The organism is Cytobacillus massiliigabonensis, from assembly GCF_900199725.1.
Taxonomy (GTDB): Bacteria; Bacillota; Bacilli; order Bacillales; family Cytobacillaceae; genus Cytobacillus; species Cytobacillus massiliigabonensis.
Genome location: NZ_LT904904.1, coordinates 1,443,101 through 1,467,114, shown reverse-complemented (window position 1 = coordinate 1,467,114; position 24,014 = coordinate 1,443,101). Strand labels below are relative to the sequence as shown.

The 24,014-nt window shown below is 39.3% G+C and carries 23 protein-coding genes, 1 other RNA gene and 1 other annotated feature; of the genes, 5 read left to right on the top strand and 19 right to left on the bottom strand.

What is annotated here, in order from left to right:
• Positions 1-4 precede the first annotated feature (4 nt).
• From C1726_RS18280 to C1726_RS18245, 9 genes are all read right to left on the bottom strand, one after another.
• Entirely contained in the window at positions 5-196 is a 192-nt protein-coding gene (locus C1726_RS18280) for a hypothetical protein (protein WP_053477116.1), read from the bottom strand.
• A gap of 11 nt (positions 197-207) precedes the next feature.
• The gene (locus tag C1726_RS18275; protein ID WP_102274465.1) at positions 208-681 is read right to left on the bottom strand and encodes a PRC-barrel domain-containing protein; all 474 of its coding nucleotides are present in this window, start codon (positions 679-681) and stop codon (positions 208-210) included.
• Positions 682-777: 96 nt separating this feature from the next.
• Positions 778-945, bottom strand: coding sequence for a hypothetical protein (locus C1726_RS26275; protein WP_180968238.1), 168 nt, complete (start codon positions 943-945; stop codon positions 778-780).
• A 53-nt stretch (positions 946-998) separates the two neighbouring features.
• Positions 999-3,413, bottom strand: coding sequence for an SF1B family DNA helicase RecD2 (gene recD2, locus C1726_RS18270; protein ID WP_102274464.1), 2,415 nt, complete (start codon positions 3,411-3,413; stop codon positions 999-1,001).
• Positions 3,414-3,446: 33 nt separating this feature from the next.
• A complete protein-coding gene (locus tag C1726_RS18265) occupies positions 3,447-4,112 on the bottom strand; it encodes a tetratricopeptide repeat protein (protein WP_102274463.1) in 666 nt (221 codons plus the stop codon).
• Positions 4,113-4,380: 268 nt separating this feature from the next.
• On the bottom strand, positions 4,381-5,496 hold the full coding sequence (mnmA, locus tag C1726_RS18260) for a tRNA 2-thiouridine(34) synthase MnmA (RefSeq protein ID WP_102274462.1): 1,116 nt from the start codon (positions 5,494-5,496) through the stop codon (positions 4,381-4,383).
• Positions 5,497-5,527: 31 nt separating this feature from the next.
• A complete protein-coding gene (locus C1726_RS18255) occupies positions 5,528-6,670 on the bottom strand; it encodes a cysteine desulfurase family protein (protein WP_102274461.1) in 1,143 nt (380 codons plus the stop codon).
• A gap of 172 nt (positions 6,671-6,842) precedes the next feature.
• Entirely contained in the window at positions 6,843-7,262 is a 420-nt protein-coding gene (gene cymR, locus C1726_RS18250; RefSeq protein WP_102274460.1) for a cysteine metabolism transcriptional regulator CymR, read from the bottom strand.
• On the bottom strand, positions 7,262-7,942 hold the full coding sequence (locus C1726_RS18245; protein WP_102274459.1) for a YczE/YyaS/YitT family protein: 681 nt from the start codon (positions 7,940-7,942) through the stop codon (positions 7,262-7,264). The genes cymR and C1726_RS18245 overlap by 1 nt, the downstream gene beginning before the upstream one ends.
• Before the next feature lie 152 nt (positions 7,943-8,094).
• On the opposite strand from C1726_RS18245, the gene C1726_RS18240 reads away from it, so the two are divergent.
• Complete coding sequence (locus tag C1726_RS18240) at positions 8,095-9,360, top strand: replication-associated recombination protein A (RefSeq protein WP_102274458.1); 1,266 nt, start codon at positions 8,095-8,097, stop codon at positions 9,358-9,360.
• Positions 9,361-9,660: 300 nt separating this feature from the next.
• Here the strand turns inward: C1726_RS18240 and C1726_RS18235 are convergent, their stop codons facing one another.
• The 6 genes from C1726_RS18235 to C1726_RS18210 all read right to left on the bottom strand — a co-directional run bounded on the left by C1726_RS18235 (position 9,661) and on the right by C1726_RS18210 (position 14,325).
• Positions 9,661-10,620, bottom strand: a complete 960-nt coding sequence (locus C1726_RS18235; RefSeq protein ID WP_102274457.1) for an ABC transporter permease — start codon at positions 10,618-10,620, stop codon at positions 9,661-9,663.
• A complete protein-coding gene (locus C1726_RS18230) occupies positions 10,613-11,539 on the bottom strand; it encodes an ABC transporter ATP-binding protein (RefSeq protein WP_102275849.1) in 927 nt (308 codons plus the stop codon). The genes C1726_RS18235 and C1726_RS18230 overlap by 8 nt, the downstream gene beginning before the upstream one ends.
• Positions 11,540-11,553: 14 nt before the next feature.
• A complete protein-coding gene (locus C1726_RS18225; RefSeq protein ID WP_102274456.1) occupies positions 11,554-12,246 on the bottom strand; it encodes an ABC transporter ATP-binding protein in 693 nt (230 codons plus the stop codon).
• 1 nt (position 12,247) lies between these two features.
• A complete protein-coding gene (locus C1726_RS18220) occupies positions 12,248-12,622 on the bottom strand; it encodes a GntR family transcriptional regulator (RefSeq protein ID WP_102274455.1) in 375 nt (124 codons plus the stop codon).
• 4 nt (positions 12,623-12,626) lie between these two features.
• Positions 12,627-13,412, bottom strand: a complete 786-nt coding sequence (locus C1726_RS18215; protein WP_102274454.1) for a hypothetical protein — start codon at positions 13,410-13,412, stop codon at positions 12,627-12,629.
• A gap of 151 nt (positions 13,413-13,563) precedes the next feature.
• Complete coding sequence (locus C1726_RS18210) at positions 13,564-14,325, bottom strand: tRNA threonylcarbamoyladenosine dehydratase (protein WP_102274453.1); 762 nt, start codon at positions 14,323-14,325, stop codon at positions 13,564-13,566.
• Positions 14,326-14,539: 214 nt separating this feature from the next.
• Here C1726_RS18210 and C1726_RS18205 point away from each other — a divergent pair, with 214 nt between their 5' ends.
• Together C1726_RS18205 and C1726_RS18200 are read left to right on the top strand one after the other, a co-directional pair.
• Positions 14,540-15,493 carry an NAD(P)H-dependent flavin oxidoreductase gene (locus tag C1726_RS18205; RefSeq protein ID WP_102274452.1) on the top strand — a complete coding sequence of 318 codons (954 nt, stop codon included), beginning with the start codon at positions 14,540-14,542 and terminating at the stop codon, positions 15,491-15,493.
• A gap of 356 nt (positions 15,494-15,849) precedes the next feature.
• On the top strand, positions 15,850-17,034 hold the full coding sequence (locus tag C1726_RS18200) for an IS256 family transposase (RefSeq protein ID WP_102272155.1): 1,185 nt from the start codon (positions 15,850-15,852) through the stop codon (positions 17,032-17,034).
• A gap of 461 nt (positions 17,035-17,495) precedes the next feature.
• On the opposite strand, the gene ssrS is transcribed toward C1726_RS18200, so the two are convergent.
• The 4 genes from ssrS to C1726_RS26270 all read right to left on the bottom strand — a co-directional run bounded on the left by ssrS (position 17,496) and on the right by C1726_RS26270 (position 21,533).
• Positions 17,496-17,680: non-coding RNA, 6S RNA (gene ssrS, locus C1726_RS18195), on the bottom strand.
• Between the two features lie 67 nt (positions 17,681-17,747).
• The gene (gene aspS, locus C1726_RS18190; protein WP_102274451.1) at positions 17,748-19,517 is read right to left on the bottom strand and encodes an aspartate--tRNA ligase; all 1,770 of its coding nucleotides are present in this window, start codon (positions 19,515-19,517) and stop codon (positions 17,748-17,750) included.
• A gap of 144 nt (positions 19,518-19,661) precedes the next feature.
• Positions 19,662-20,936, bottom strand: a complete 1,275-nt coding sequence (gene hisS, locus C1726_RS18185) for a histidine--tRNA ligase (protein ID WP_102274450.1) — start codon at positions 20,934-20,936, stop codon at positions 19,662-19,664.
• Positions 20,937-21,016: 80 nt separating this feature from the next.
• Positions 21,017-21,265, bottom strand: a binding site (T-box leader).
• A gap of 91 nt (positions 21,266-21,356) precedes the next feature.
• Positions 21,357-21,533, bottom strand: coding sequence for a hypothetical protein (locus C1726_RS26270; RefSeq protein WP_180968237.1), 177 nt, complete (start codon positions 21,531-21,533; stop codon positions 21,357-21,359).
• Between the two features lie 224 nt (positions 21,534-21,757).
• Here C1726_RS26270 and C1726_RS18180 point away from each other — a divergent pair, with 224 nt between their 5' ends.
• Together C1726_RS18180 and C1726_RS26265 are read left to right on the top strand one after the other, a co-directional pair.
• On the top strand, positions 21,758-23,527 hold the full coding sequence (locus C1726_RS18180; RefSeq protein WP_102274449.1) for an SH3 domain-containing protein: 1,770 nt from the start codon (positions 21,758-21,760) through the stop codon (positions 23,525-23,527).
• Between the two features lie 68 nt (positions 23,528-23,595).
• Positions 23,596-24,014 (top strand): helix-turn-helix domain-containing protein (locus C1726_RS26265; protein WP_180968133.1); only part of this gene is annotated, 419 nt, incomplete at its 3' end.

Here is a 24,014-nt window from a genome sequence, read left to right as displayed (position 1 = left end):
ATAATTATAAAAGGTAGCGGCGTTCGTCTTCTTCAAACAAATCATCAAGTGAACTTAATGTTCCGTCTTCTTCCACCTGATGTGTATTGATCACACCTTTAGATAAAGAAAGCTCAATAAAGCAGCTCCAGCAATAATATTGGCTTATTCCAATTTTTCCGATATCCTTACTCTGGCAGTTGGGACATTTCAGCATGGAAAGACACCTCACTCTTTAACATTTACGATGATGGTATCCTTTCCAATTGCTGGGGGCAATTCGGTTTTGATTACGCGTTTTCCTTCCAGCATATCTGAAAAGAACCCATCCGATAATTCATACCCTACAATTGTCCCCACTTCTTCCTGAAAATATACATCTTCTAATAAGCCAAGACGCTCTCCCTCACTTGTCATAATCGTTTTTCCTGTTAAACGATTTCTTCCTTCAAATGTAAATTCATGTGGCTTTTTAATTGGAGTCAGGATTGCTTGGCTCTCGATCATAACTCCGTCCCATCCAAAGGAAGCCACGTCCTGAACACTCAAATGAAACGTTTTTTTCAGCAAGGCCCCTTTTCTTACAAGCAAGCCTCTAACAACCCCGCTGCCAGATATGCAAATATCACAAACCTCGCCAATTTTGGCGCCGCTATTTAATTCAATTACTGGAAGTCCTTTTAATAATGAAAATGTCCGCAAAAGTTTGTCCCACCTTCCCGGAACATTCTTAGTTTGCTTCACAATAATAAAAAAATAATGTGAAACGCTTTCCATTCTCACCAGCAAAAAAGGCGGTTAATGTTTATTGTATCTTGGTTTGTTGAACCTCTCGTTTCTCTCACCGCCATCAGAAAGCTCTTCAGAAAACTCATGCTCCTGCTTCTTATTGATAAGAGTAGATGTTTGAATTTGCACTGAGTTTAAATTATTATTTAGTGCTGCCTCTTCATTCCATTTTCTCATGTTAACGCCCCTTTTCTTAATTAAAAAAGAACAGCCTTTATTGGCTGTTCTTTTTAGGTATTTTCTATTTCCATAAAATCATACGGCGTGATATTCTCCATCCCGATTAACGGGTCGATATTCATTAATTCCTCTTCATATGTTAAAGAAGCTGGATCTAGTTCACTTTCTTGTTCTAGAGGGAAATTTTCTATAATTGCTTCTTTAAGCTTTTCAGTAAGGCTTGTTAGTCTCGTTTGCTCGTCTGCTCTTTCCACACCTATCTTCAAAGCTTCCTCTTCCCCACAAAGGATTAGAAACTGCTTACTGCGTGTGATGGCCGTATAAAGCAAATTTCTTCGAAGCATTCGATAATAGCTTTTAACAACGGGAAGTATAACAATAGGAAATTCACTTCCCTGCGATTTATGTACAGAGCAGCAATACGCATGTGTAATTTGATTTAAATCCTGTCTTGTGTACGTTGCTTCAGCTCCGTCAAAAGAAACGATAACCATATCTTGCTTCTCTGTATTCTCTTTCGCATAAAAAATCGACACAATTTCACCCATATCGCCATTAAAAACATGGTTTTCCGGCTGATTTACTAGTTGAAGAACTTTATCGCCAATTCGGTATTTTACATCGCCGAAAGTTATTTCTTTTCGTGATCCATCATTTGGATTAAATATCTCCTGAATGATCTCATTTAGGCGATCAATTCCTGCAGGTCCCTTATACATCGGTGCCAGCACTTGAATTTCTTTTGCCGTATAGCCCTTTTTCTTTGCATTTAAAACAACTTTTTCTATCGCAGTTGCAATTTGTCCAGGATTGCATTTAATAAAGGAACGATCAGCCTGCTGGGCGGAAATATTAGCTGGGAGCCTGCCTTTTTTCATTTCATGTGCAAGCTCAATAATGGATGAACCTTCTGCCTGCCTGTATATATCCGTTAATTTAACCGTTGGGATCCGTTCTGAACAGAGTAAGTCCTTTAACACCTGCCCTGGACCAACCGATGGCAGCTGATCTTCATCTCCTACTAAAATCACCTGCATATTTTCCGGAATTGCTTTAAAGAGCTGATTAGCAAGCCAAATATCAACCATGGATGTTTCATCGACAATGATAATTTTACCTTCTAACGGGTTTTCCTCGTGCCGATCAAACCCTTCCGTCCCGTTCCATCCAAGAAGTCTGTGAATTGTTACTGCAGGCAAGCCTGTTGACTCTGTCATTCTTTTGGCAGCCCTGCCAGTTGGCGCAGCTAAGATAAACGGAAAAGGTTCTTCCTTTTTATAATCCTTTGGGTCTAATGAGCAGCCATGCAGATCCGCATATAGTTCAACAATCCCTTTTATTACTGTTGTCTTGCCAGTACCTGGGCCACCTGTTAATATGAGCATCGGCGACATTAAGGCCGTTTGAATAGCATCTTTTTGAGTTGGTGCGTAATGTACCTTCAACCGCTCCTCCAGTTTTCCTAAAGCGAGAAGAAATTCAGACTCCGGAAACTGATCTTCATATTGTGTTTGCTGTAAAACCCTTTTAATGTTGGTGACAAGCCCCTTTTCTGAAAAATAAAGAGAAGGCACATACAAACGCTGCTCTTCAATAATTATTTTTCCTTCTTCTCCAAGCTTAACAATTTCATTAGAAATACTTTCGAATTCAATCCCATCACGCTTATTTTCTTCAAGCAGCTTTTTCACACTAGGCAATAGCGCTCTTGCCTCCGAATACACATGCCCAGCCTGCATGCTTTCCGTTTCAAGTATGTATAAACAGGCCGCTCTAATTCGATCTGGATGGCTTCCTGATATCCCAATCTGATACCCTAATTCATCTGCTCTGCCAAAGCCAATACCTTCAATATCCTCTACAAGCTTATATGGATTATTTTGAACTACATCAATCGTTTGCTCCTTATAAGCTTGATAGATCTTCATAGATAATTGTGGACCGAAACCATATTGATTTAAAGCAATCATTGCCTGTTCAAGACCTTGATGTTCCATTAATGTATCATATAAGTTTTTTGCTTTATCCGGCGCTAATTTTGGAATTTGATCAAGCAGGGACGGCTGGTTAAGAATTTTTGATATCGCATTTTCCCCTAATGTTTCAACAATGCTTTCAGCCGTCTTTTTCCCAATGCCTTTAAACAGCTCACTAGATAAGTAATTGACGACACCTTGTTTCGTCTGAGGGATGTCCTTGCGAAAATGATTGGCATGAAACTGGACTCCAAATTTCGGGTGATCTTTCAATTCTCCATAAAAAATATACGTTTCCTGTTCATGCATCTTTGGAAAATACCCCGTTACTACTGCTTCTTTATCCTCATATTGATCATTCGTTTCCTCTACCCGAATGCGTAAAACTGTATATAGGTTTTGCTCATTATGAAAGATGGTAACGAGATGCTTTCCCTTTATGTATTTTCCTTGTTCGGCAAACAAGTCTAAGGAGTCCTGTTTCTCCATCATTTTTCCTCCTTTCCCTCATGATTTCTACAATTATTGGACGTCGGAACTTCCTTTTTCAATGAGTTTTTTTCCGTATCCAGCAAGTAAATGATCCGGTTGAATATCGAGAGCCTTGTCGAAATGTACTAGTGCTTTTTCTGCATCCTCTTTAAAAGCATAAGCAACGCCGAGATTATAGTAAGCATCAGCATGGTCAGAATCAATCTTTATACATTTTTCTAATTGTAAAATAGATTCATCCACAAAATTAAGCTGTGCTAAACATAATCCATATTGAAAATAGCCTTCCGCATCATTTGGATTAAGCTCAGTGCTTCTTTGAAGATAAGGCAACGCTAATTTTCCTTGTTCAAGGGCTACTAAAGTTAAACCAAGCATAAAGTAATTATCACCGGACTCTAAGCCTTTTTTCATTGCTGTCTCGAACATGTTTTTTGCTTGGTCAAACTTTTCAAGCTCATAATATAAATTACCGGCACTATAGTAGGCAGCTGCCGCATTATCATCTATTTCAATTGCTTTTTCATAAAACTTTAATGCTCTTTCAACCTCACCAACTGCGGAAAGAACATTGCCAAAGTTAATATAGGCAACAGGATCTGTTGGATGCTGTTCGATTGCTTCCATAAAAATCTTCGCTGCCTCTTCCCATTTTCCTTCTTGCATATATTGAATACCTAATTGGTTATGATCCATCATGTTCACTCCATTCTTCTGTCAAAATTATAGCATAAGAAAAGCTGAAGCGCCTTGTTCATCGCCGTACAAACTGGAGAGGCTACGACTCAGATATAGGAAGCACGGTGAGCGAGTGCAAGCCGATGTTTACACAATCGTTGCGGAGGATACCCGAAGTTTGGCAAGCGGTAGGCGCTGGTGCTAGAAACTATTTAAAGTGCAAAGGACATACATTCTAAAATCATGAAGAAGCCTCAACTCTAATAATAGAATTGAGGCAGCCTTATTATCCTACATAATCTAAACGTTTTCCGTCCTTGTATACTTCATCTATCGTTCCCCCGCCAAGACACTCATCTCCATTATAGAAAACGACTGCTTGTCCAGGTGTAATCGCACGAATCGGTTCAGAAAAGATAACTCTCACTTTATTGTCATCCAATTGCTCAACCGTTACTCTATTATCCGGCTGGCGGTATCTAAACTTCGCTGTACATTCAAATGTTTTTGGCTTCTCATCATTTGAAACCCACCCAACATTTACAGCAGTAATGGAATGTGAGTACAGCTTTTCATTATGAAAGCCTTGTCCGACATAAAGGACATTTCTCTTTAAATCCTTCCCAATCGCAAACCAAGGTTCTCCAGATCCGCCAATGCCCAATCCATGCCGCTGACCAATTGTATAGTACATAAGCCCATCATGCTTGCCCATGACTTTCCCATCGAAGGTTTCCATATTTCCAGGCTGGGCAGGCAGGTAGTTGCCTAAGAATTCTTTAAAATTTCGCTCGCCAATAAAGCAAATACCTGTACTGTCCTTCTTCGTTGCAGTAGCAAGCCCAGCTGCAGCTGCAAGCTCACGGACTTTGGACTTTTCAATGTTTCCAATTGGAAACATGACCTTTTCCAGCTGTTCTTGACTTAATTGGTTTAAGAAATACGTTTGATCCTTATTTTCATCTATTCCGCGAAGCATTTTAACCTCACCATCGCGATGCTCTACTCTAGCATAATGGCCAGTTGCTAAATAGTCTGCACCAAGATTCATTGCATGCTCAAGAAATGCCTTAAACTTAATTTCTTTATTACACATTACATCAGGATTTGGCGTTCTTCCTGCTTTATACTCATCAAGGAAATAAGTAAACACCTTATCCCAATATTGCTTTTCGAAATTAACTGCATAATAAGGAATTCCGATTTGGTTACAAACCCGAATCACATCTTCATAATCCTCTGTAGCAGTACAAACGCCATTTTCATCGGTATCATCCCAGTTTTTCATAAAAATACCGATCACATCATAGCCTTGCTCCTTTAGAAGAAGTGCAGCCACCGAGGAATCGACTCCCCCGGACATCCCAACAACAACGCGGGTATCTTTCGGTGCTTTATTCATTTCATTTCACCACGTTTCCCATTAAAATAATCTATTTAGTTAATCGCTTAACGATTTTACTCGTTTCCTCTCCTGCCCGTTCAATTTGTTCCAGTGTATTAAAAAGCCCAAAGCTAAAACGGATTGAATTTTGCAGGCGCTCGTCTCCTTGATCAAACATAGCAACAAGCACATGTGACGGATCAATGGAACCTGCTGTACAGGCCGAACCGCTTGATGCCGCAATGCCTGCTAAGTCTAAATTTACAAGCATGGCCTCCACATTTGTTCCAGGAAAGCTTAAGTTTAAAACATGAGGCAATGAATAATCAAGTGATCCGTTCTGACTGAATGTAATTTGGTTTTCTGTTAATTTTTTGAGAAATGCTGCTTTGAATCCTTGATACGCTATTACCTTTTGTTCCATCTCCCGCTGGCTGATTCGAACAGCCTCTAAGAATCCGGCAATAGAAGGAACATTTTCTGTCCCTGCACGCCTTTTTCTTTCTTGCTCACCGCCAAAAAACCTCGGAGAAAGCTTCACATCTTTGCTCACATATAAGAATCCGATTCCTTTAGGTCCATTTATTTTATGAGCGGAAACAGATAATAAATCGATTCCATATTCTTTTACATTTATTTTTTCCAATCCATAAGCTTGGACAGCATCAGTATGAAAGATAGCTGGATGGTCAGCTAGAATCTTTCCAATTTCTTTAATCGGCTGAATCGTTCCGACTTCATTATTTCCATACATGATTGTCACAAGGATTGTATCATCCCTCAATGCCTTCTCAACATCTGCCGCATCGACTCTTCCTTCCTGATCGACTGGCAGATAAGTAACCTCAAATCCTAAACTCTCCAATTTTTTACACGCATGAAGAACAGCATGATGCTCTATTTGTGTTGTAATGATATGTTTTCCATTCTTTCCGTATGTTTCCGCTACACCAAAAATGGCGTGATTATCCGCTTCCGTTCCTCCGCTTGTAAAAATAATTTCATTCGGCTCGGCATTGATGCTTTTTGCTAATTCTGCCCGTGCTTCATCAATAATATGACGCGCCCTGCGGCCGAAATGGTGGATGCTTGATGGATTGCCAAAATCAGAGCCCATGATCTCCATCATTTTTTCGATCACTTTTGGATTTATTGGCGATGTAGCTGCATGGTCAACGTAAATCCGTTCCAATTTATTCACCTTCTTATATGACATACACTTGTATTGATTATCTTTTTACAAATTTGCTGAACCCTTTTCAATTTACGGGCTACTTTTATATTTTACAGGTCACTTTTGCTGATTTACGGGCCACATCTCTATTTTTACAGGTCACTTTCATACATTTATCGGCCACTATGGTTTAAATATAGAACATATACCCTTCAGACCCGCCATCATCAGTATAGTTGGCTAAATCTTCAACGGTTGTATTATCCAGTACATCTTTCACTGCATCGCGAATACGCATCCAAAGATGTTTCTTAGCAGGTTCCTCGTCTTCAATCCCTTCAACAGGACTAATCGGACCTTCCAGCACTCGAATAATATCCCCAGCTGTAATATTTGCTGGAACATCACCAAGAACATAGCCACCGTAAGCGCCGCGGATACTTTTTACTAAACCGGCATTTCTTAAGGGGGCGATGAGCTGTTCTAGATAATGCTCAGACAAGTTATTTGTCTGTGCAATTGATTTTAATGAGATGGGACCTTCTCCATGTTTCTTTGCTAATTCAATCATAATTGTTAACCCGTATCGTCCTTTTGTCGATATTTTCATTAACTTACACCTCTATCCTTCTCTTTACCAATTGTTGTATATACTTGTTTTTTCATGCTTGCTAAAAATCGGTCTGTTACCAGCTGACATTGTGGCAATGCTTTCCCTGCCAGTGGTCCGATTGCTAAACCAATAATCACTGTTCCCCAAAATACGGGACCCCCAAGCTGCCAGCCGATTATTAGGACGATTACTTCCATGCAGCTGCGGACACGGCCAACCTTCCATCCGGTCTTTGCTGTTAAGGCAATCATCAGACTATCTCTGGGACCCGCACCAAACTGTGCTGAAATATAGATGCCCATCCCATAGCAATAGATAATAATTCCAAATAGAAACATCAAAATTTTTCCAGATAATGAGGAAGGAGTCTGCATAAACGGCAGCAATAAATAAAGATCAATAAAAACTCCAATCAAAACCATATTTAAAAAAGCGCCCATTTTTGGGAACTCTTTTGAGATAAGTGAAGCAACGGTCAAAATCACAATGCCAACAATAACTGACCATGTTCCGATTGTCAGCCCAAGCTGATAGTACAACCCGACATGCAGAACATCCCAAGGTGTTGCTCCTAAATCAGCAATAATTAATAATACAATTCCTAAGCTCATAACGAGAAGACCAGTTAAATACACAATAAATCTAGCACCAATTTGACCGCTTTTTTTCGAATTCATTGCCTATATCTCCTCGCCCAAATAAGGTTTATTCTTAGTAATTAGATAGACTTTTGTAATTATATCATATTTACTCAGCTTTATCATTTTGCCTGAACATGGAATATGGTATGTTTATTTTAATAACATTTGAACGTTTTGGAGTGATAGAAATGAGTATAAAACCGCTGGCCTTTCGAATGCGGCCTAGGTCCATTGAAGAGATCATCGGTCAGGAGCATCTTGTAGCTGAAGGCAAAATCATTCATCGGATGGTAAAAGCGAAACAGCTGTCCTCGATGATTCTGTACGGTCCCCCTGGAATCGGTAAAACCTCCATCGCAAGTGCCATTGCCGGAAGTACTAGTTATGCTTTTCGCACGCTTAACGCAGTAACGAACAACAAAAAGGATATGGAAGTCGTTGCAGCAGAAGCAAAAATGTCTGGGAAAGTCATTCTTCTTCTTGATGAGGTTCATCGGCTGGATAAAGGAAAACAAGATTTCCTGCTTCCCTATTTAGAAAATGGAATGATTACTTTAATCGGGGCAACAACAAGCAATCCATATCATGCCATTAATCCGGCGATCAGAAGCCGCTGTCAAATTTTCGAATTAAAGCCATTATCAGTAGAAAATATTAAAGAGGCGCTTTTAAGAGCGTTAGGGGACAGTGAACATGGATTAGGCGAAAGACATGTCAACATAAGTGACGATGCGCTAACACACTTTGCAACTGCTTCTAATGGAGATGTCCGAAGCTCTTTAAATGCATTAGAGCTAGCTGTTTTATCTACAGAGCCTGACGATTCGGGAATCATCCGCATTGATTTGCAATCTGCCGAAGAATGCATGCAGCGAAAGAGTCTGTCACATGATAAAGATGGGGACGCACATTATGATGTGCTGTCAGCCTTCCAAAAGTCGATTCGAGGCAGCGATGTAAATGCAGCCTTACACTATTTAGGAAGATTAATTGAAGCAGGGGATCTGCAAAGTATTTCCAGAAGATTGATCGTAATTGCCTATGAAGATATTGGACTAGCTTCCCCCCAGGCTGGAGCTAGAACACTTGCTGCTATTGAAACAGCTGAACGAATCGGATTTCCTGAAGCAAGGATTCCGCTTGCAAATGCTGTCATTGAATTATGTTTGTCTCCAAAATCCAATTCAGCTATTATGGCCATTGATGCTGCTTTAGCAGATATTAGAGCTGGCAAAAGCGGTGAAGTGCCAGACCACTTAAAGGATGCCCATTATAAAGGGGCGAAAGAGCTAGGCCGGGGGATTGAATATAAATACCCGCATGATTACGAAGGCGGCTGGGTGAAACAGCAATATTTGCCTGACCGTTTGAAAAATAAAATCTACTATGAGCCGAAAAAGACAGGAAAGTTTGAACAGGCACTGGCAACAATTTATAGCAAGATATTGAAATAATAAAAGCGGAAGCGCCTTGATCATCGCCGTACAAACTGGAGGGGCTCCGCAATCTAGCTGCGGCTCCTAGCCCCTCGAGGTCATAAGCTGTACTGCTCTGTGGCAAAATACGCCACGCAGCAGTCCATCTTATGCTTGTCGGGGCTAAACAGTTGCCTCGCTTTTTAATGACCGAGATAAAGGAAACACGGTGAGCGAAAGCGAACCGATGTTGACGCAATCGTTGCGGAGGAGACCTGAAGTTTGATAGGCGATAGGACGCTTGCGCTAGACAATTCTCGAAGTTATACTACCCTTTTTCTATGCAGCAACATCCCTCTTCTTAAATACGTAAAACGCAATGGCTTGAAATAGCAGGAAGTAAATAATGATCATTGTGATTGAAAAGCCGATTGTCATTCCTTCCACCATTGGAGCCCCCTCAAAATATTGAAGAAGATCTGTATTTGCAAAAAGGATATATTTCGCCCATTCGTATTTGATTGCAATTAGACTGGTCAGCTGACCGCCCATGAACATAAGGAAAAGAGACAAACCGATTGCTAATGAGCTATTTCTGAACGCAGCAGATATCATGAATGCCATGGTTGCGAGCATAATCATGTTAATAGATTTCAATCCGAAATAATTGATAAGGTGCAGAAGCATGCTCTGCTCTGATACAGAACCATTATAATAATTTAAATATGGTACAGAATCAGCAGGGAAACCAAAGAGAACGATCCCTAAAACGGCTGAAAAAGCAAACAGAATGAAAAGCATGAACAGTCCAAATAGCAAAACTGTCAAATACTTTGCCGCCAATATTTTCCCTCGTTTGATCGGTCTTATTAAAAGCAGCTTGATCGTTCCCCAGTTAAATTCACTGGCAACGATTCCTGCAGCGATAATGATTGTGAATAAGCCCGCAAATTCAATCATTTGTGATGTATCTGTTAAAAATCCCCATACGGAATACTCTTCATTTGGCGATAAATCATTTTTAATTCTGTATTCGTTTATGGCAATTTCTCTTTCATAGCTAATTTTTACTTCTTGAGGAATGGCATCTCCCATTTCAGTTAATTCTTTTTGATAGCTTTCATTCTGAACTTGAAGGCCCTTTTTCCACTCCGAATTGTCAGGAACACTTCCTTTGCTATCCTGGTATTTTATAAAGCCGCCCATAACGATTAATACGAAAAGGAGCAGCCCAATCATGACATATGTTCCTGTTCTTCTAAATATTTTCATCCATTCATTTTGAATCAAGTTAATCATGAACAAGTTCCCCCTTTTGTGAAGTAACCTCAAGGAAACGATCTTCTAATGTCTTCGTTACTTCCTTCACTCCATAAATCTGTATGTCTTGGTTAACAAGACTTTTTATTACTTCAGGTACTTTCTCTTTCTTAAGCGGCAAAGCTACTCCATTTTCAGTTAGCTGAACTCTCAAATCGGGATACATCTCTTTTACAATTCTGCTGGCATTTTCTATTCCTTCTACTTCAATTTCATACATTTTCTCAGTCCCCTGAACAAAGTCAGTCATAAGCTGAACATCTATGAGCTTCCCCTGTTGGATAATGCCAATGCGATCACACATCATTTCCATTTCGGATAGCAAGTGACTTGAGACGATGACGGCCATATCCTTTTCTCTAGCTAGCTTTCTAACATGATCCCTAATTTCGCGAATCCCCGCAGGATCTAGACCATTCGTTGGTTCATCAAGGATTAAGATTTTCGGATCATGCAAAAGACACTGAGCTAATCCAAGACGCTGTCTCATTCCGAGTGAATATGTTTTTACTTTGTCATGGATTCGATCGGTAAGACCAACGAACTCTACAGTTTCAGCAATTTTTTCTTTTGTAATTCCTTGAGACATTCTAGCAAAATGAATAAGATTCTGATAGCCGCTCATGAACTTATACATTTCTGGATTTTCAACGATTCCTCCAACATGTTTAATTGCTTGCTCAAAATCTGATTTAATACTATGACCAAGAATTTTTATATCACCAGAAGTCATGCCAATTAAACCGACTATCATTCGAATCGTTGTTGTTTTTCCTGCTCCGTTTGGACCTAGGAAGCCAAATACTTCCCCTTTATTGACATTAAAGCTCAAAGAATCAATAATCGTTCTGCCCTTTATTGTTTTTGTAACATTTTGAATTTCCACGAGGGTATCCATTGTTTTTTCTCCTCTCATTCTTTAAAAGTCTCCTTCATCCACTGAATAATCGATAAACCTTTTGTTTCTCTTAAATCTTCGACATTTTGCCGGTCAATTACTTTGCCATCTTTAATGGCAAGCACCTCATCCAAAAGCTGCTCGATCTCATCGATTTCATGGGTAGCGATAACAACTGTCTGATTTTCAAAATCGATATAGGATAGTAAACCTTTTACAATCGAATCTCTTACCATTGGGTCAAGACCTGAAAAAGGCTCATCTAATAGCAATACGGATGTATCTCTCGCCAATGCAAGCACGAGTTTTAATCGGCCCCGATTTCCTTTTGACAATTGCTTTAGCTTCTTGCCGGGATCCAGTTTCATAAATGTAAGCAATTCATTTGCTCGCTCTATTCGAAAATCCTCAAACTGAGAGGCATAGAAGTCAATCATATCCTTCACTTTAAAAGGCTGATAAAATATATCTAGTTCCGATAAATACGCAACTTCTTTGGCGATTCTTCTATCGACTTCTGTTCCTTTAACAAGAACTGTCCCCTTTGATGGATGCACCAGTCCAGCTATTATTTTTAATGTTGTTGATTTCCCGCTTCCATTCGGGCCAATTAATCCGTAAATTTTTCCTTTTTCCAGCGTGAAGGAAACATCCTCTAATCCAGAATACCGGCCATATTTTTTTGATATATTCTTAAACTCAATCATCTTACATCTCCCGCTTCCCATTAAAAAATCTTTTTAAGCCAGAGATCATATCCTCTTCTGTAAGTCCAAGTTCCTTCATATTTTTGACGAACGATTCAATAATGTCCATTTGCATACCGAGCTTTAATTGATGAATCATCCCTTCATTCTCTGTTACAAACGTTCCTTGTCCTCGCTTCGTTTCCACGATCTCCATCCTCTCCAATTCACTGTATGTTCGTTGAATCGTATTTGGATTAACTCCCGTCTGTACTGCCATTTCACGAACGGAAGGGAGTTTGTTTCCCGGCAATAAATCCCCTCTGATAATCTGCTGATTAATTCTGTCAGCAATTTGCATATAAATTGGCTTTGATGCTTGGAATTCCTCAACCATGGCGTCACACCTCAACTTTCCGCTCTAGCAGCCATACAGAAGCATAAAAAACAATAATAACAAGAATTGTATAAATAACTCCGTTCATTATTGAAAGTTCAGCATTATCAACAAAACCAGCTGACGCAGAAGACTTCCCTACCAAAAACTCAATTGAGTATGCATCGAGTTTAATTATTCCTATGTTCTTAAGTTTTTGATAAATAGGAAGACTGCTCAAATAATTGCCTATAGCTGTAAGCAGAATCCAAGTGCCAATAACAATCGGCCAGCGTATGGAGTGCAGAAATGGAACCTTTTTCAGTGAATGAAATAATGACCAATAAAATAAAACCCAGACTCCCAAAAAGAGTGTTCCAAGCGTAATTCCCAGTCCTATTAAAGTGATATTGAGGATAGGCTCACCAGTTAAATTAAATAAGCTTTCCCCATTTACAGCCTGAGTTAATCCCCATATTGCAATTACAAGTGCTATTAAAAAAGAACATACATATAAAACAAACCCAGCTGTTATTTTTGCAAGAAAGAGAATGGCTCCGTTATTTGGATTATGAAGCCATAGCTGTGTTTGGGCTTCTATATTAAGAGAATGAAGGAGGTATGCTGGCAGATAAAAACCATGACCTACTAAAATCATGACTGCTACAACAGCAAAAATATTCGGCTCATTGAAATATTTTGTAAAGCCTAACCCGACTGCTACACCTAAAATAATTAAAGCAATTCCCACCAAAAACCAATTTTTCGTTAGTTTTAATTCTTTATAGAACAGACCTTTAAAAACCTTCACATATTCCGACCTCCACATCGGTGTTTTAGTGTTCTAGTTACATAGTACACTGATACATGATTATCCGTCAAATAAAATTTACATTTTTTAGTTGCTAATTTTATTCTCCTTTATAAAACAAAAAACCTGGCTACTGCTAGCCAGGCTACGTTTAATCATTTACACGGTGAATTTTAATATCTTTCAACAGCTCTCTAGTCACATAGCTGGCCATAATTAAACCAGCTGTTGAAGGGCAAAAAGCATTAGATGCTGGAGGCATTTTTGCTTTGCGGATTTCCGCATCTTCCTTACCAACTTCCTTACGAATATCTTCCCGGATTACAATCGGACTTTCATCAGAGAAAACAACTGGAACTCCTTTTCTAATTCCTTCTTTTCTCAAGCGCGTCCGAATGACCTTTGCGATTGGATCCGTATGTGTTTTAGAAATATCTGCAATTTGGAATCGTGTCGGGTCCATTTTATTCGCAGCACCCATACTTGAAATAATCGGTATGTTTCGCTTTAAACATTCCTTCATTAAATGGATTTTATAGGAAATTGTATCTGATGCGTCAATGACAAAATCAAGACCATGTTCGAAAAATTGCTCATATGTTTCCTCTGTGTAAAACATTTTCAACGCAATAACTTCACATTCTGGATTAATATCTTTAATTCTCGCTTTCATTAAATCGACCTTTGGCTGCCCAATGGTTGAAAGCAAGGCAATGATTTGCCTATTCACATTCGTAATATCTACATCATCTTTATCAACAAGAACTAATCTGCCAACTCCAGAACGTGCCAATGCTTCAGCTGCGAATGTCCCCACTCCGCCGACTCCAAGTACGGCAACCGTACTATTTTTCATTATTTCGAGGCCTTCCTTGCCAAAGGCCAATTCGTTTCGTGAAAATTGATGCAACATCTATCTCAACTCCATAACTTTTCAAAATGATATTCCTTTATTTTTTTCCCGTAATGAATATATCATACTTTTTCAGAAAAATAAGCAGTGTAATATCTTAAAATTTTTTATACTAACTATTATGACCAGATGACAGTTGTCACTATTATATTTTTTCTTTGGGTGATACGCTTAGACGGGGATGAAAAAATATGGGAAGAAATGGGGAATTCGTATGAGCTTGCCACAATTAAAAATTGGACATATGGAGCCAAAGGTTCCAATCCTTCAAGGTGGAATGGGAGTTGGAATTTCGCTTAGCGGTCTTGCTTCAGCCGTTGCAAATGCTGGAGGAATTGGGATTATTTCAGGTACAGGGATATCAACAGAAGAATTGCGCTTCCATATAAGAAGAGCAAAGGAACTTATAAAAGATACTGGCTATATCGGTGTAAATGTTCTATTTGCAATGAATGATTTTTCAGAAAAAATGAAAGCTGCACTTGAAGAAGAAGTAGATTTTATCATATCAGGTGCAGGAATTTCTCGTGATATGTATGCTTGGGGGAAGGAATATGGGGTTCCTGTTATATCAATCGTCTCCTCAGCAAAGCTTGCTAGACTATCGGAAAGATTAGGTGCTGCTGCCGTTGTCGTAGAAGGCCATGAAGCTGGCGGACATCTCGGAACAGATCGGCCGCTATTTGAGATTCTTCCCGAAGTAGTGGAAGCGGTAAAAATTCCGGTGATTGCAGCTGGAGGGATATTAACAGGGCAGGATTTAGCTAAAGCTATTCGGATGGGAGCATCTGGTGTCCAGATGGGAACAAGATTTGTTGCCAGTGAGGAATGCGATGCTCCACAAGCATTTAAAGAAAAATATGTTCAAGCCCAAAAAGATGATACCATTTTAGTCAAGACAACCGTTGGGCTTCAAGGAAGAGCAATAAAAAATAAATTTACAGATTTAATTTCTGGCACCGGTAAATTAAAAATTGAAAAATGCCATGATTGTTTAAAAAATTGCTCATACCGCTTTTGCACTCTCGATTCTCTGCTGAAATCAGTGGGCGGAGATGTTGAAAATGGCTTAGTATTTGCCGGGTCAAGAGTTGCTGAAATTAAAAAAATCTTACCCGTTCGGGAGATCATCAATACGATTGCCGCAGAGTATAGGACTGCTTGGTAAGTCATACTGTTGGCTATACGGGAACATTTTACTTTTTGTTTCCGTATTTTTGATTTTCGGCTCCTTGAGGGTACTTTTTACTTTTAATCGTTACCGCCTTGTAGCTTTTTAACTTCTGGTGGGTACGTTTTGGGCTTTTTCGTTACCGTGTTTCAGCTTTTTAACTTCTGGTGGGCACGTTTTGCGCTTTTTCGTTACCTTATTTCAGCTTTTTAACTTGTAGTGGGTACGTTTTGCGCTTTTTCGTTACCGCATTGGGATTAAGCCCATATAATTGTGTAAAAAGAAAAGGAGTCAAAATAATTCCTCTTGTCTACAATGTTAACAGCGACGAAAACAATGAGGAGGAACTTATTTTGACTCAAATTCAGTTTAACCTAAATATTGAAGATTTAAAAGACGCCGTTATGAATTCTGATTTAGGCGCCGTTATGAAAGCCTCTGTAGTTCTAGTGTTAAATACAGTGATGGAAAAAGAACGTGATGATTATTTACAAGCTGGAGCTTACGAACGTACTCCTGACCGGCAGGACTCTCGGAATGGTTATTATGAACGTGGTCTACTTTTGAATATTGGTAAAATAACCTTAAAGGTACCTCGTACACGTAATGGGGAATTTTCACCATCCGTTTTTGAAAGATATTCCCGGTGTGACCAAGCTTTTGTCCTTTCCATGCTTGAGATGGTTGTGAATGGGGTATCTACTCGGAAGGTCAAAAATATTATTCAACAATTATGTGGAGTGAGCGTTTCAAAGTCTTTTGTTTCTTCACTAACAGAAAAGTTAGATCCCATTGTTAACACGTGGACAAATAGGCCCCTAAATACAATGTATTATCCCTACATGTTTGCAGATGCCATGTATATTAAAGTAAGGGAACATAACCGTGTTGTATCTAAGGCAGTTTATATTGCAACCGCCATTAATGAACAAAATGGTCGAGAAATCCTGGGTTTAAAAGTAGATCACGCTGAGAGCTATGAGGCTTGGCAAAGATTTTTTCAGTACTTACAATCTCGTGGTCTTCAATCACCTAAACTAATCATATCTGACGCACATAAGGGCTTAAAAAAGGCTATTACCGAAGAATTTGTGGGGACTACTTGGCAACGCTGCTCCGTGCATTTTAAACGTAATATCTTTAATCATTTGCCAAAAAAAGACATGGATGACGTAAAAATTGGCTTAAAGAGAATATTTGACGCTGTAACAATTGAGGATGCTAGAGAATTTAAAGAGGAATTTGTGAAGCATTTTGCAGAAAATCCAAAACTAGATAAGGCAATATCGACGTTAGAAGATGGCTTCGAAGATGCCATTCAATACTTAAACGAACCTTCGAAATATCACCTTTATATTCACTGTACAAATTCATTGGAACGATTAAATCAAGAGGTTAGGAGAAGGGAACAAGTTATAAGGATTTTTCCCAATACACAGTCAGCGTTTAGATTAATAGGGGCACTTTTAATGGATATTGCAGAACAACAAGCAAACAAAAAAATAAAGGTAGGGAATACTCCATACCAAAGAAATTAGATGATAAGTTGTTTTAGGTATGTTGGACGGCCTAATTTCGAATTGACATTGAGCCTCCGCGGGCATGATGTAAAGCCAGGAAGCCAGGAGTTTAACAACCCCTGGCTTGCCCTCCAGGCTATCATGCCCGCCCCTCAATGTAAATTCGAAATAGTGTAGTCCACTTATTATAGTTTTGATTATGTCGAAGTATATTGTTGACACTTTTTACACAAAATTCAGGACTTGACTCGCATTGTAGCTTTTTAACTTCTGGTGGGCACGTTTTGCGCTTTTTCGTTACCGTGTTTCAGCTTTTTTACTTGTATTAAGCATACTTCGCCTCTAGTTCTTACAAATGGTATAGGTTTTTCATTATTTATAGGAACATTTCGTCTAATATCTTCTTCAAAACTAATTTTTTCAGCAAAAAATAAATCCATGTCTCAATTGACATGGATTTTATCATTCATATGTACGTAAAGAGTCCCAATCGTGCCGTCGCTTTGATGCCTTCGTTTTGAACCCGCACTCAGCAGGTGGGTGACCTGTTTCCGCTTTTGTAAGTCCTCATCCATGAGGCATTTACGCGGCTGGAAAACCCGATCTCCCGAAGAAATAATGTTGGTCAAAATTTTAGGTTACACAACGAACACATCAGGACTCTTTATTTAATTACCTGTATTTTATCATATCCAATTTGCTCTTTCAAGCGCTCCCAAATAGGTCAATTCTCATTTTTTCAAATTAAGCTTTAAGTGTAAATCATCTAATTGTGATTCACTTACCTCACCAGGCGCTTCTGTTAAGACACAGCTTGCACTAGCCGTTTTCGGGAAGGCAATCGTATCGCGTAGATTCGTTCTTCCAGCCAAAATCATAACAAGTCTGTCTAGACCAAGCGCAATGCCTCCATGCGGAGGTGTTCCATAATCAAATGCATCTAGCAAGAAGCCAAACTGCTCATTCGCTTCCTCTTTTGAAAAGCCAAGAACATTAAACATTTTTTCCTGCACATCTCTTTCAAAAATACGAAGAGATCCTCCTCCAAGCTCATATCCATTTAATACGAGGTCATAGGCTTGCGCTCTTACTTGCGATGGATCCGTATCCAGAAGAGCGAGGTCTTCCCTTGCAGGCATTGTAAATGGATGATGCGCTGCATAATAGCGGCCTTCTTCCTCAGCATACTCAAGCAACGGCCAATCCGTTACCCAAAGGAAGTTAAATTTGCTTTGATCAATTAGTTCAAGATCTTTTCCTAGTTTGATTCGCAGTGCACCTAAAGCATCCGCTACAACACTTTTCTTGTCAGCCACAAATAATAGAAGATCTCCTGTTTCAACAGAAAGTGCAGTCTTTATTGCCTTTTGCTCTTCTTCAGTTACAAATTTAGAAATCGGTCCTTTTAGCCCATCTTCCTCCGCTTTTAACCATGCTAGTCCCTTCGCACCATAGACAGAGACAAACTCAGTTAACGCATCAATATCTTTTCTAGAATATTTGCCTGCCCCATTTTTTACATTGATCGCCTTTACTTGGCCGCCAGAAGCAACAGCACCCGCAAATACTTTAAAGCTTGAGTCCTTCACAATTTCTGATAGGTCTGTTAGTTCCATTTCAAATCGTGTATCAGGCTTGTCGGAACCATAGCGGTCCATTGCTTCCTGATAAGTCATTTGCGGGAATGGGATTTGAACGTCAAGCCCTTTTACCTCTTTCATGATTTTGCTCATCATATTTTCCATTAACCGGATAATATCAGCTTGACTCATGAAGCTCATTTCCATATCGACTTGTGTAAATTCTGGCTGGCGGTCAGCACGTAAATCCTCATCACGGAAACAGCGGGCAATTTGGTAATAGCGCTCAAAGCCGCCAACCATTAACAGCTGTTTAAAAATTTGCGGTGACTGTGGCAGCGCGTAGAATTCACCAGGATGAACGCGGCTCGGAACTAAGTAGTCGCGTGCCCCTTCAGGTGTACTCTTTGTGAGAATAGGTGTTTCAATGTCAAGAAAGCCTTCCCCATCAAGAAACTCTCTCATTGCTTTCGTTACTTGATGGCGCATTTTTAATGTTTCAAACATGACCGGTCTTCTTAAGTCAAGATAACGATATTTAAGTCGGACATCCTCAGAAACACCCGTCTTGTCATCAAGCATAAATGGCGGTGTTTTTGCCTCATTTAAAATTGTAATTTTCTCTGCTTTAATTTCGATATGACCTGTTTTTAAGTTCGAGTTCACAGTTCCCTCTTCTCGAGCAACCACGACGCCTTCGATATCAAGTACAAACTCATTTCTCACCCGCTCTGCTGATTCTAGTGCCTCAGGTGATGTTTCAGGGTTGAAAACCACTTGCACGATTCCCGTTCGGTCACGCAGATCAATGAAAATCAAACCGCCTAGATCACGTCTTTTTTGTACCCATCCTTTTAAAATAACCTTTTCACCAATCGCCGTCTCTGTTATTTCTCCGCAGTAATACGATCTCCCAAACATGATGATTCCTCCTATTATTTAGACAGTAATTTTTATGAGTAATAATTGGGCTTGCAACTATAAATGGTTTTTTGCAATTAAAAATAAGTTTTTGCAATTAAATCTAGGTTTTCGCAAAAAAATATTAGATTTCGCAAATAAGCATTATTTTTGCAGTAATTCGGCAAACTTTTCTACAAAGGTTTCAAGGTCGAGCTCAGTTTGTTCCCCTGTATCCATTGACTTCAGGTTAATTTTATTTGCCTTCAGCTCGTCTTCGCCAAGAACAGCTACATACTTCGCCTTTGCACGATCTGCAGCCTTAAATTGAGCTTTTATTTTTCGATCGAGATAATCTCTTTCAGCAGAGAAGCCTGCTAAACGAAGTTTGTGAAGCAGACCGACAGTATAATCCTTCGCTTCTTCACCTAATGAAACAAGATAGCAATCAATTCCTTTATCAATCGGTAGTTCTACTTTTTCAGCATCTAATGCTGCAATAAAGCGTTCAATACTCATCGCAAAGCCGATTCCTGGTGCTTCTGGTCCGCCTATTTCCTCTGTAAGCCCATTGTAGCGTCCGCCTCCGCAAAGAGTCGTAATCGCACCGAAGCCTTCTGCATCACTCATGATTTCAAAAGCTGTGTGTGTGTAATAATCAAGCCCGCGAACAAGATTCGAGTCAACCTCGAATGCAATATTAAGGTCTTTTAAATATTGTTGAACTTTTTCAAAATAGTGCTTTGAACCCTCGTTTAAGTAATCGATGATTGATGGAGCACTTGCCATTAGCTCATGATCTCTATCCTGCTTGCAATCAAGGATGCGCATCGGATTTTTTTCAAGACGGTTTTGGCAATCGGTACAAAATTCGCCAATTCTTGGTATGAAGTGATTGATTAACGCATCTCTGTGTGCAGCTCTGCTTTCCTTATCTCCAAGACTGTTAATAACTAGTTTTAGCTTTTTTAAGCCTAATGATTGGTAAAGAGACATGGCTACTGCAATCACTTCCGCATCTATCGCCGGATCAGCACTGCCAATCGCCTCCACACCAAATTGAACGAATTGGCGGTAGCGGCCTGCCTGCGGACGTTCATAACGGAACATTGGCCCCATATAATAAAGCTTAACTGGCTGATTCGCATCACCGAACATTTTATGCTCAACAAATGACCGAACAACAGCTGCTGTGCCTTCTGGGCGCAATGTTAAACTGCGTTCACCGCGATCCTCAAATGTATACATTTCCTTTTGAACAATATCAGTTGTATCTCCTACACTTCGCAAAAAAAGCTCTGTATGTTCAAAAATTGGCGTTCTAATTTCTCGATACTGAAATTTTGCACAAAGCTCTCTAGCCTTTTCTTCTATCAGGTGCCATTTTTCAATCTCACCTGGGAGAATATCCTGTGTTCCTCTTGGTAAACGAATAGACATTTCATGTCTCCTCCTAATCAAAAATTGTTATGTAAAGGTTTATTAAATATAAAAAAGCCCCCGCCTCCTTGTATATACATACAAGGGACGAGAGCTTTTGAGATTCCCGTGGTGCCACCCTAGTTGAAGCCGCAAAATCCTGCGATCTTCCTCTTTTACAGTTAACGCCTGTTAACGTTCAGCTCCTACTAAAAAACATAGCTTCTTTCAGAGAGAAACCTACGAAGTGTTCTTTCATTAAATCATCATGCGAAAAATGCTTTCAGCCTATGGCATTTTCTCTCTTTTCATGTGGGGTTTAATTACTCTTCTTCATCAAACGGTTATATAGCAGTGCCTAATGCACATTGTCATCAATAAACTTCTCTTAATATTTATATAATAATACGTATCATTAAGAGCATTGTCAATAGTGATTTGCTAAGATCGTTCCAAATGTTTTTTCAGCTTCCGGACATCCTTTACGGTTAAACCAAATTCTGAAGCCAATTCAATCATATTTGAACCTTGCTCCTTCTGGATAAAATCATGAAAATCCACGCCAAAAAGTTGATTTTCCCCTAATTGAGCAGACATTCCCTTGTCACCAAATCTCATTTCTATCACCCTCGTTCACTTATTCTTATCTAGTATTCCCATGAAAGTGAAAAAACTATCCTGCAATCTAAATGCTAAGAGAATGAATATTTTAGAAGGAAATCGATTGCAAAAAGAGAAATAATAACAGGGGCAATTTGCATGAAAGACTTGACTGACTGTAGCAATTTTGTTTTTCTAATAAGATGAAGAACTGTTAATCTAACTAGGAGAGGAGAGTGCGCATGCATAAAAAGAAAAAAGCGATTCTATTTATTTGTTTCATTCTTCTAATTGGAATTTCACCCATTCACTTGCCTCCTACGAGTGCAGCAGGGCAAACCGTTAAGATTGGAATTGATCGCTTAAATATTCGAGAAGGTCCAGGATTAAGTTATCCCGTTGTTGCACAAGTAAATAAAGGGGAAAGATACACGTATCTTTCAGAGAAGGAAGATTGGATTGAAATTCAACTGAAGGATGGGAAAAAGGGCTGGGCAGCTGACTGGCTTGTGACACTGGAAAGCAGTGAAAACAGCAGCACAACTATTTCTCAGTCTGTTAATAAACAGGCAATTATTTCTGCTGACGGTCTTAGAGTAAGAAAAGGTCCAGGAACAAATTATGAAGTAATCGGGACAATAAACAAAGGGGAAAATTTTTCTGTTCTTGCTGCAGATGGAGATTGGATACAGCTTGCTACTTCGTATGGAAATGGATGGGTTTCAAGTGAATTTGTACAATTCAATAGTCATTCTGTTAAAAGCAATGGATCAAAAACGGTGAATGGCAAAATCACTTCTAATTCACTTAATATTCGCAGTGAACCGTCACTGAATGGATCAATTATTGGAAAATTACATGCAGGAGATCAAGTAATCATTTTATCTCAAAAAAATGGATGGACACAAATCTCCCATCTAGGCAAGGAGGCGTGGGTCAGCAGCCAGTATGTTGAAATGGTTGAAGGGAATATGGATGTAAAAGAACAAACACAGCTAGAACCTTCAAAATCCGGTAAAACAGGAACAGGCACAGTAACTGCAACCTCTTTAACTGTTAGAAGCACAGGCTCACTTAATGGAAAAGCGATTGGTTCCGTTTCGATGGGACAAACCTTTACGATCTTAGAAGAAGCAAATAATTGGGTAAAAATCGAATTTAAAAAAGGTTCTTATGGCTGGGTTGCAAGCTGGTACTTAGAAAAGCCTAATCATAAATCAACTGAAACTAATAAACAGGCTGTTCAGGAAAGTACACTTACTATCCTGCATAATGGTTCAAATATAAGAAAAAGTGCCGATCCTTCTTCCACAGTCGTTGAAAGAGCAGATCAAGGGGCAACATATGAAATTATCAGTATACAAAATGATTGGTATGAGGTACGGCTAGGTAATGGAGACAGCGGATTTATTGCAGGTTGGATAGTATCTGTAAATGGACCAGCGCCCGTTGTTGAAAAACCAGGCCCGAAAACAAGTTTAAAAAATAAAAAGATTGTCATTGATCCTGGTCACGGCGGCAGAGATAACGGAACTACTGGGGCTAGTGGAACAACTGAGAAAACAGTGACATTAAAAACCGCAAAGCTCTTATATGATAAATTAAAAGCCGCTGGTGCAAATGTGATTCTAACAAGAAATACCGATACATTTATTCCTTTGTCTTCAAGAGTATACACGGCACATTACCATAATGCAGATGCATTTATTAGTATCCACTATGATAGCATTGCAGACCGCAGTGTAAGAGGAATGACTACATACTACTATCACTCCTATCAAAAAGGACTAGCAGCAGATGTTCATTCTTCTGTTGCCTCTAGTTCTAGTCTAAAAAATCGCGACTATCGATTTGGAGATTATTATGTTTTAAGGGAAAATAAACGCAACGCGATTCTATTGGAACTCGGTTACTTAAGTAATCCAACTGAAGAAATGATTGTCACTTCAGGTCAATACCAAGAGATGGTGACGACAGGGATTTATCAAGGGCTGGCAAAGCATTTCAATTAAAAAAAGGGCGATGGTGAACTGCACCCCAATTGTTAGACACAACTAACAATTGGAGGTGCAGTTTTTTTATGGCCAAATATTCATTTGAGTTAAAACTTGAGGCGGTATTAGACTATTTAAATGGAAAAGAGTCTATTCGAGCAGTTGCTAGGCGTTTCAATGTAAGTAAAACCCCCTTAGAAACTTGGATAGCTCAATATAGAGAAAATGGTGAAAATGGATTAATTTCATCCTATACAAACTATGATATTCATTTTAAAATGGACGTACTAAATTATATGAGCGAACTTGGAGCGTCTTTTAAACAAGCAGCGGCTGTGTATAACATTTCTTCTCCTTCTACAATTCTTCAATGGCAAAGGCAGGTTGAAGAATCAGGTGTGGACGCTCTATTTCCAAAGAAAAAGGGGCGTCCATCCATGAAAAAGGAAACAAAAAAATCATTACCTGTAGAGGGTTCAATGGAGGCATTACAAGCTGAAAATGA

Excerpts from the sequence above, each read along its gene's own strand:
- cymR (WP_102274460.1), bottom strand. The coding sequence starts at position 7,262 with ATGAAAATATCGACAAAAGGACGATACGGGTTAACAATTATGATTGAA.
- C1726_RS18210 (WP_102274453.1), bottom strand. The coding sequence starts at position 14,325 with ATGTTGCATCAATTTTCACGAAACGAATTGGCCTTTGGCAAGGAAGGC.
- C1726_RS18180 (WP_102274449.1), top strand. The coding sequence starts at position 21,758 with ATGCATAAAAAGAAAAAAGCGATTCTATTTATTTGTTTCATTCTTCTA.
- aspS (WP_102274451.1), bottom strand. The coding sequence starts at position 19,517 with ATGTTTGGGAGATCGTATTACTGCGGAGAAATAACAGAGACGGCGATT.
- C1726_RS26270 (WP_180968237.1), bottom strand. The coding sequence starts at position 21,533 with ATGAGATTTGGTGACAAGGGAATGTCTGCTCAATTAGGGGAAAATCAA.
- mnmA (WP_102274462.1), bottom strand. The coding sequence starts at position 5,496 with ATGAATAAAGCACCGAAAGATACCCGCGTTGTTGTTGGGATGTCCGGG.
- C1726_RS18280 (WP_053477116.1), bottom strand. The coding sequence starts at position 196 with ATGCTGAAATGTCCCAACTGCCAGAGTAAGGATATCGGAAAAATTGGA.
- C1726_RS18240 (WP_102274458.1), top strand. The coding sequence starts at position 8,095 with ATGAGTATAAAACCGCTGGCCTTTCGAATGCGGCCTAGGTCCATTGAA.
- C1726_RS18265 (WP_102274463.1), bottom strand. The coding sequence starts at position 4,112 with ATGGATCATAACCAATTAGGTATTCAATATATGCAAGAAGGAAAATGG.
- C1726_RS18230 (WP_102275849.1), bottom strand. The coding sequence starts at position 11,539 with ATGGATACCCTCGTGGAAATTCAAAATGTTACAAAAACAATAAAGGGC.
- recD2 (WP_102274464.1), bottom strand. The coding sequence starts at position 3,413 with ATGGAGAAACAGGACTCCTTAGACTTGTTTGCCGAACAAGGAAAATAC.
- C1726_RS18235 (WP_102274457.1), bottom strand. The coding sequence starts at position 10,620 with ATGATTAACTTGATTCAAAATGAATGGATGAAAATATTTAGAAGAACA.
- C1726_RS18220 (WP_102274455.1), bottom strand. The coding sequence starts at position 12,622 with ATGGTTGAGGAATTCCAAGCATCAAAGCCAATTTATATGCAAATTGCT.
- C1726_RS18225 (WP_102274456.1), bottom strand. The coding sequence starts at position 12,246 with ATGATTGAGTTTAAGAATATATCAAAAAAATATGGCCGGTATTCTGGA.
- C1726_RS18245 (WP_102274459.1), bottom strand. The coding sequence starts at position 7,942 with ATGAATTCGAAAAAAAGCGGTCAAATTGGTGCTAGATTTATTGTGTAT.
- hisS (WP_102274450.1), bottom strand. The coding sequence starts at position 20,936 with ATGTCTATTCGTTTACCAAGAGGAACACAGGATATTCTCCCAGGTGAG.
- C1726_RS26275 (WP_180968238.1), bottom strand. The coding sequence starts at position 945 with ATGAGAAAATGGAATGAAGAGGCAGCACTAAATAATAATTTAAACTCA.
- C1726_RS18205 (WP_102274452.1), top strand. The coding sequence starts at position 14,540 with ATGAGCTTGCCACAATTAAAAATTGGACATATGGAGCCAAAGGTTCCA.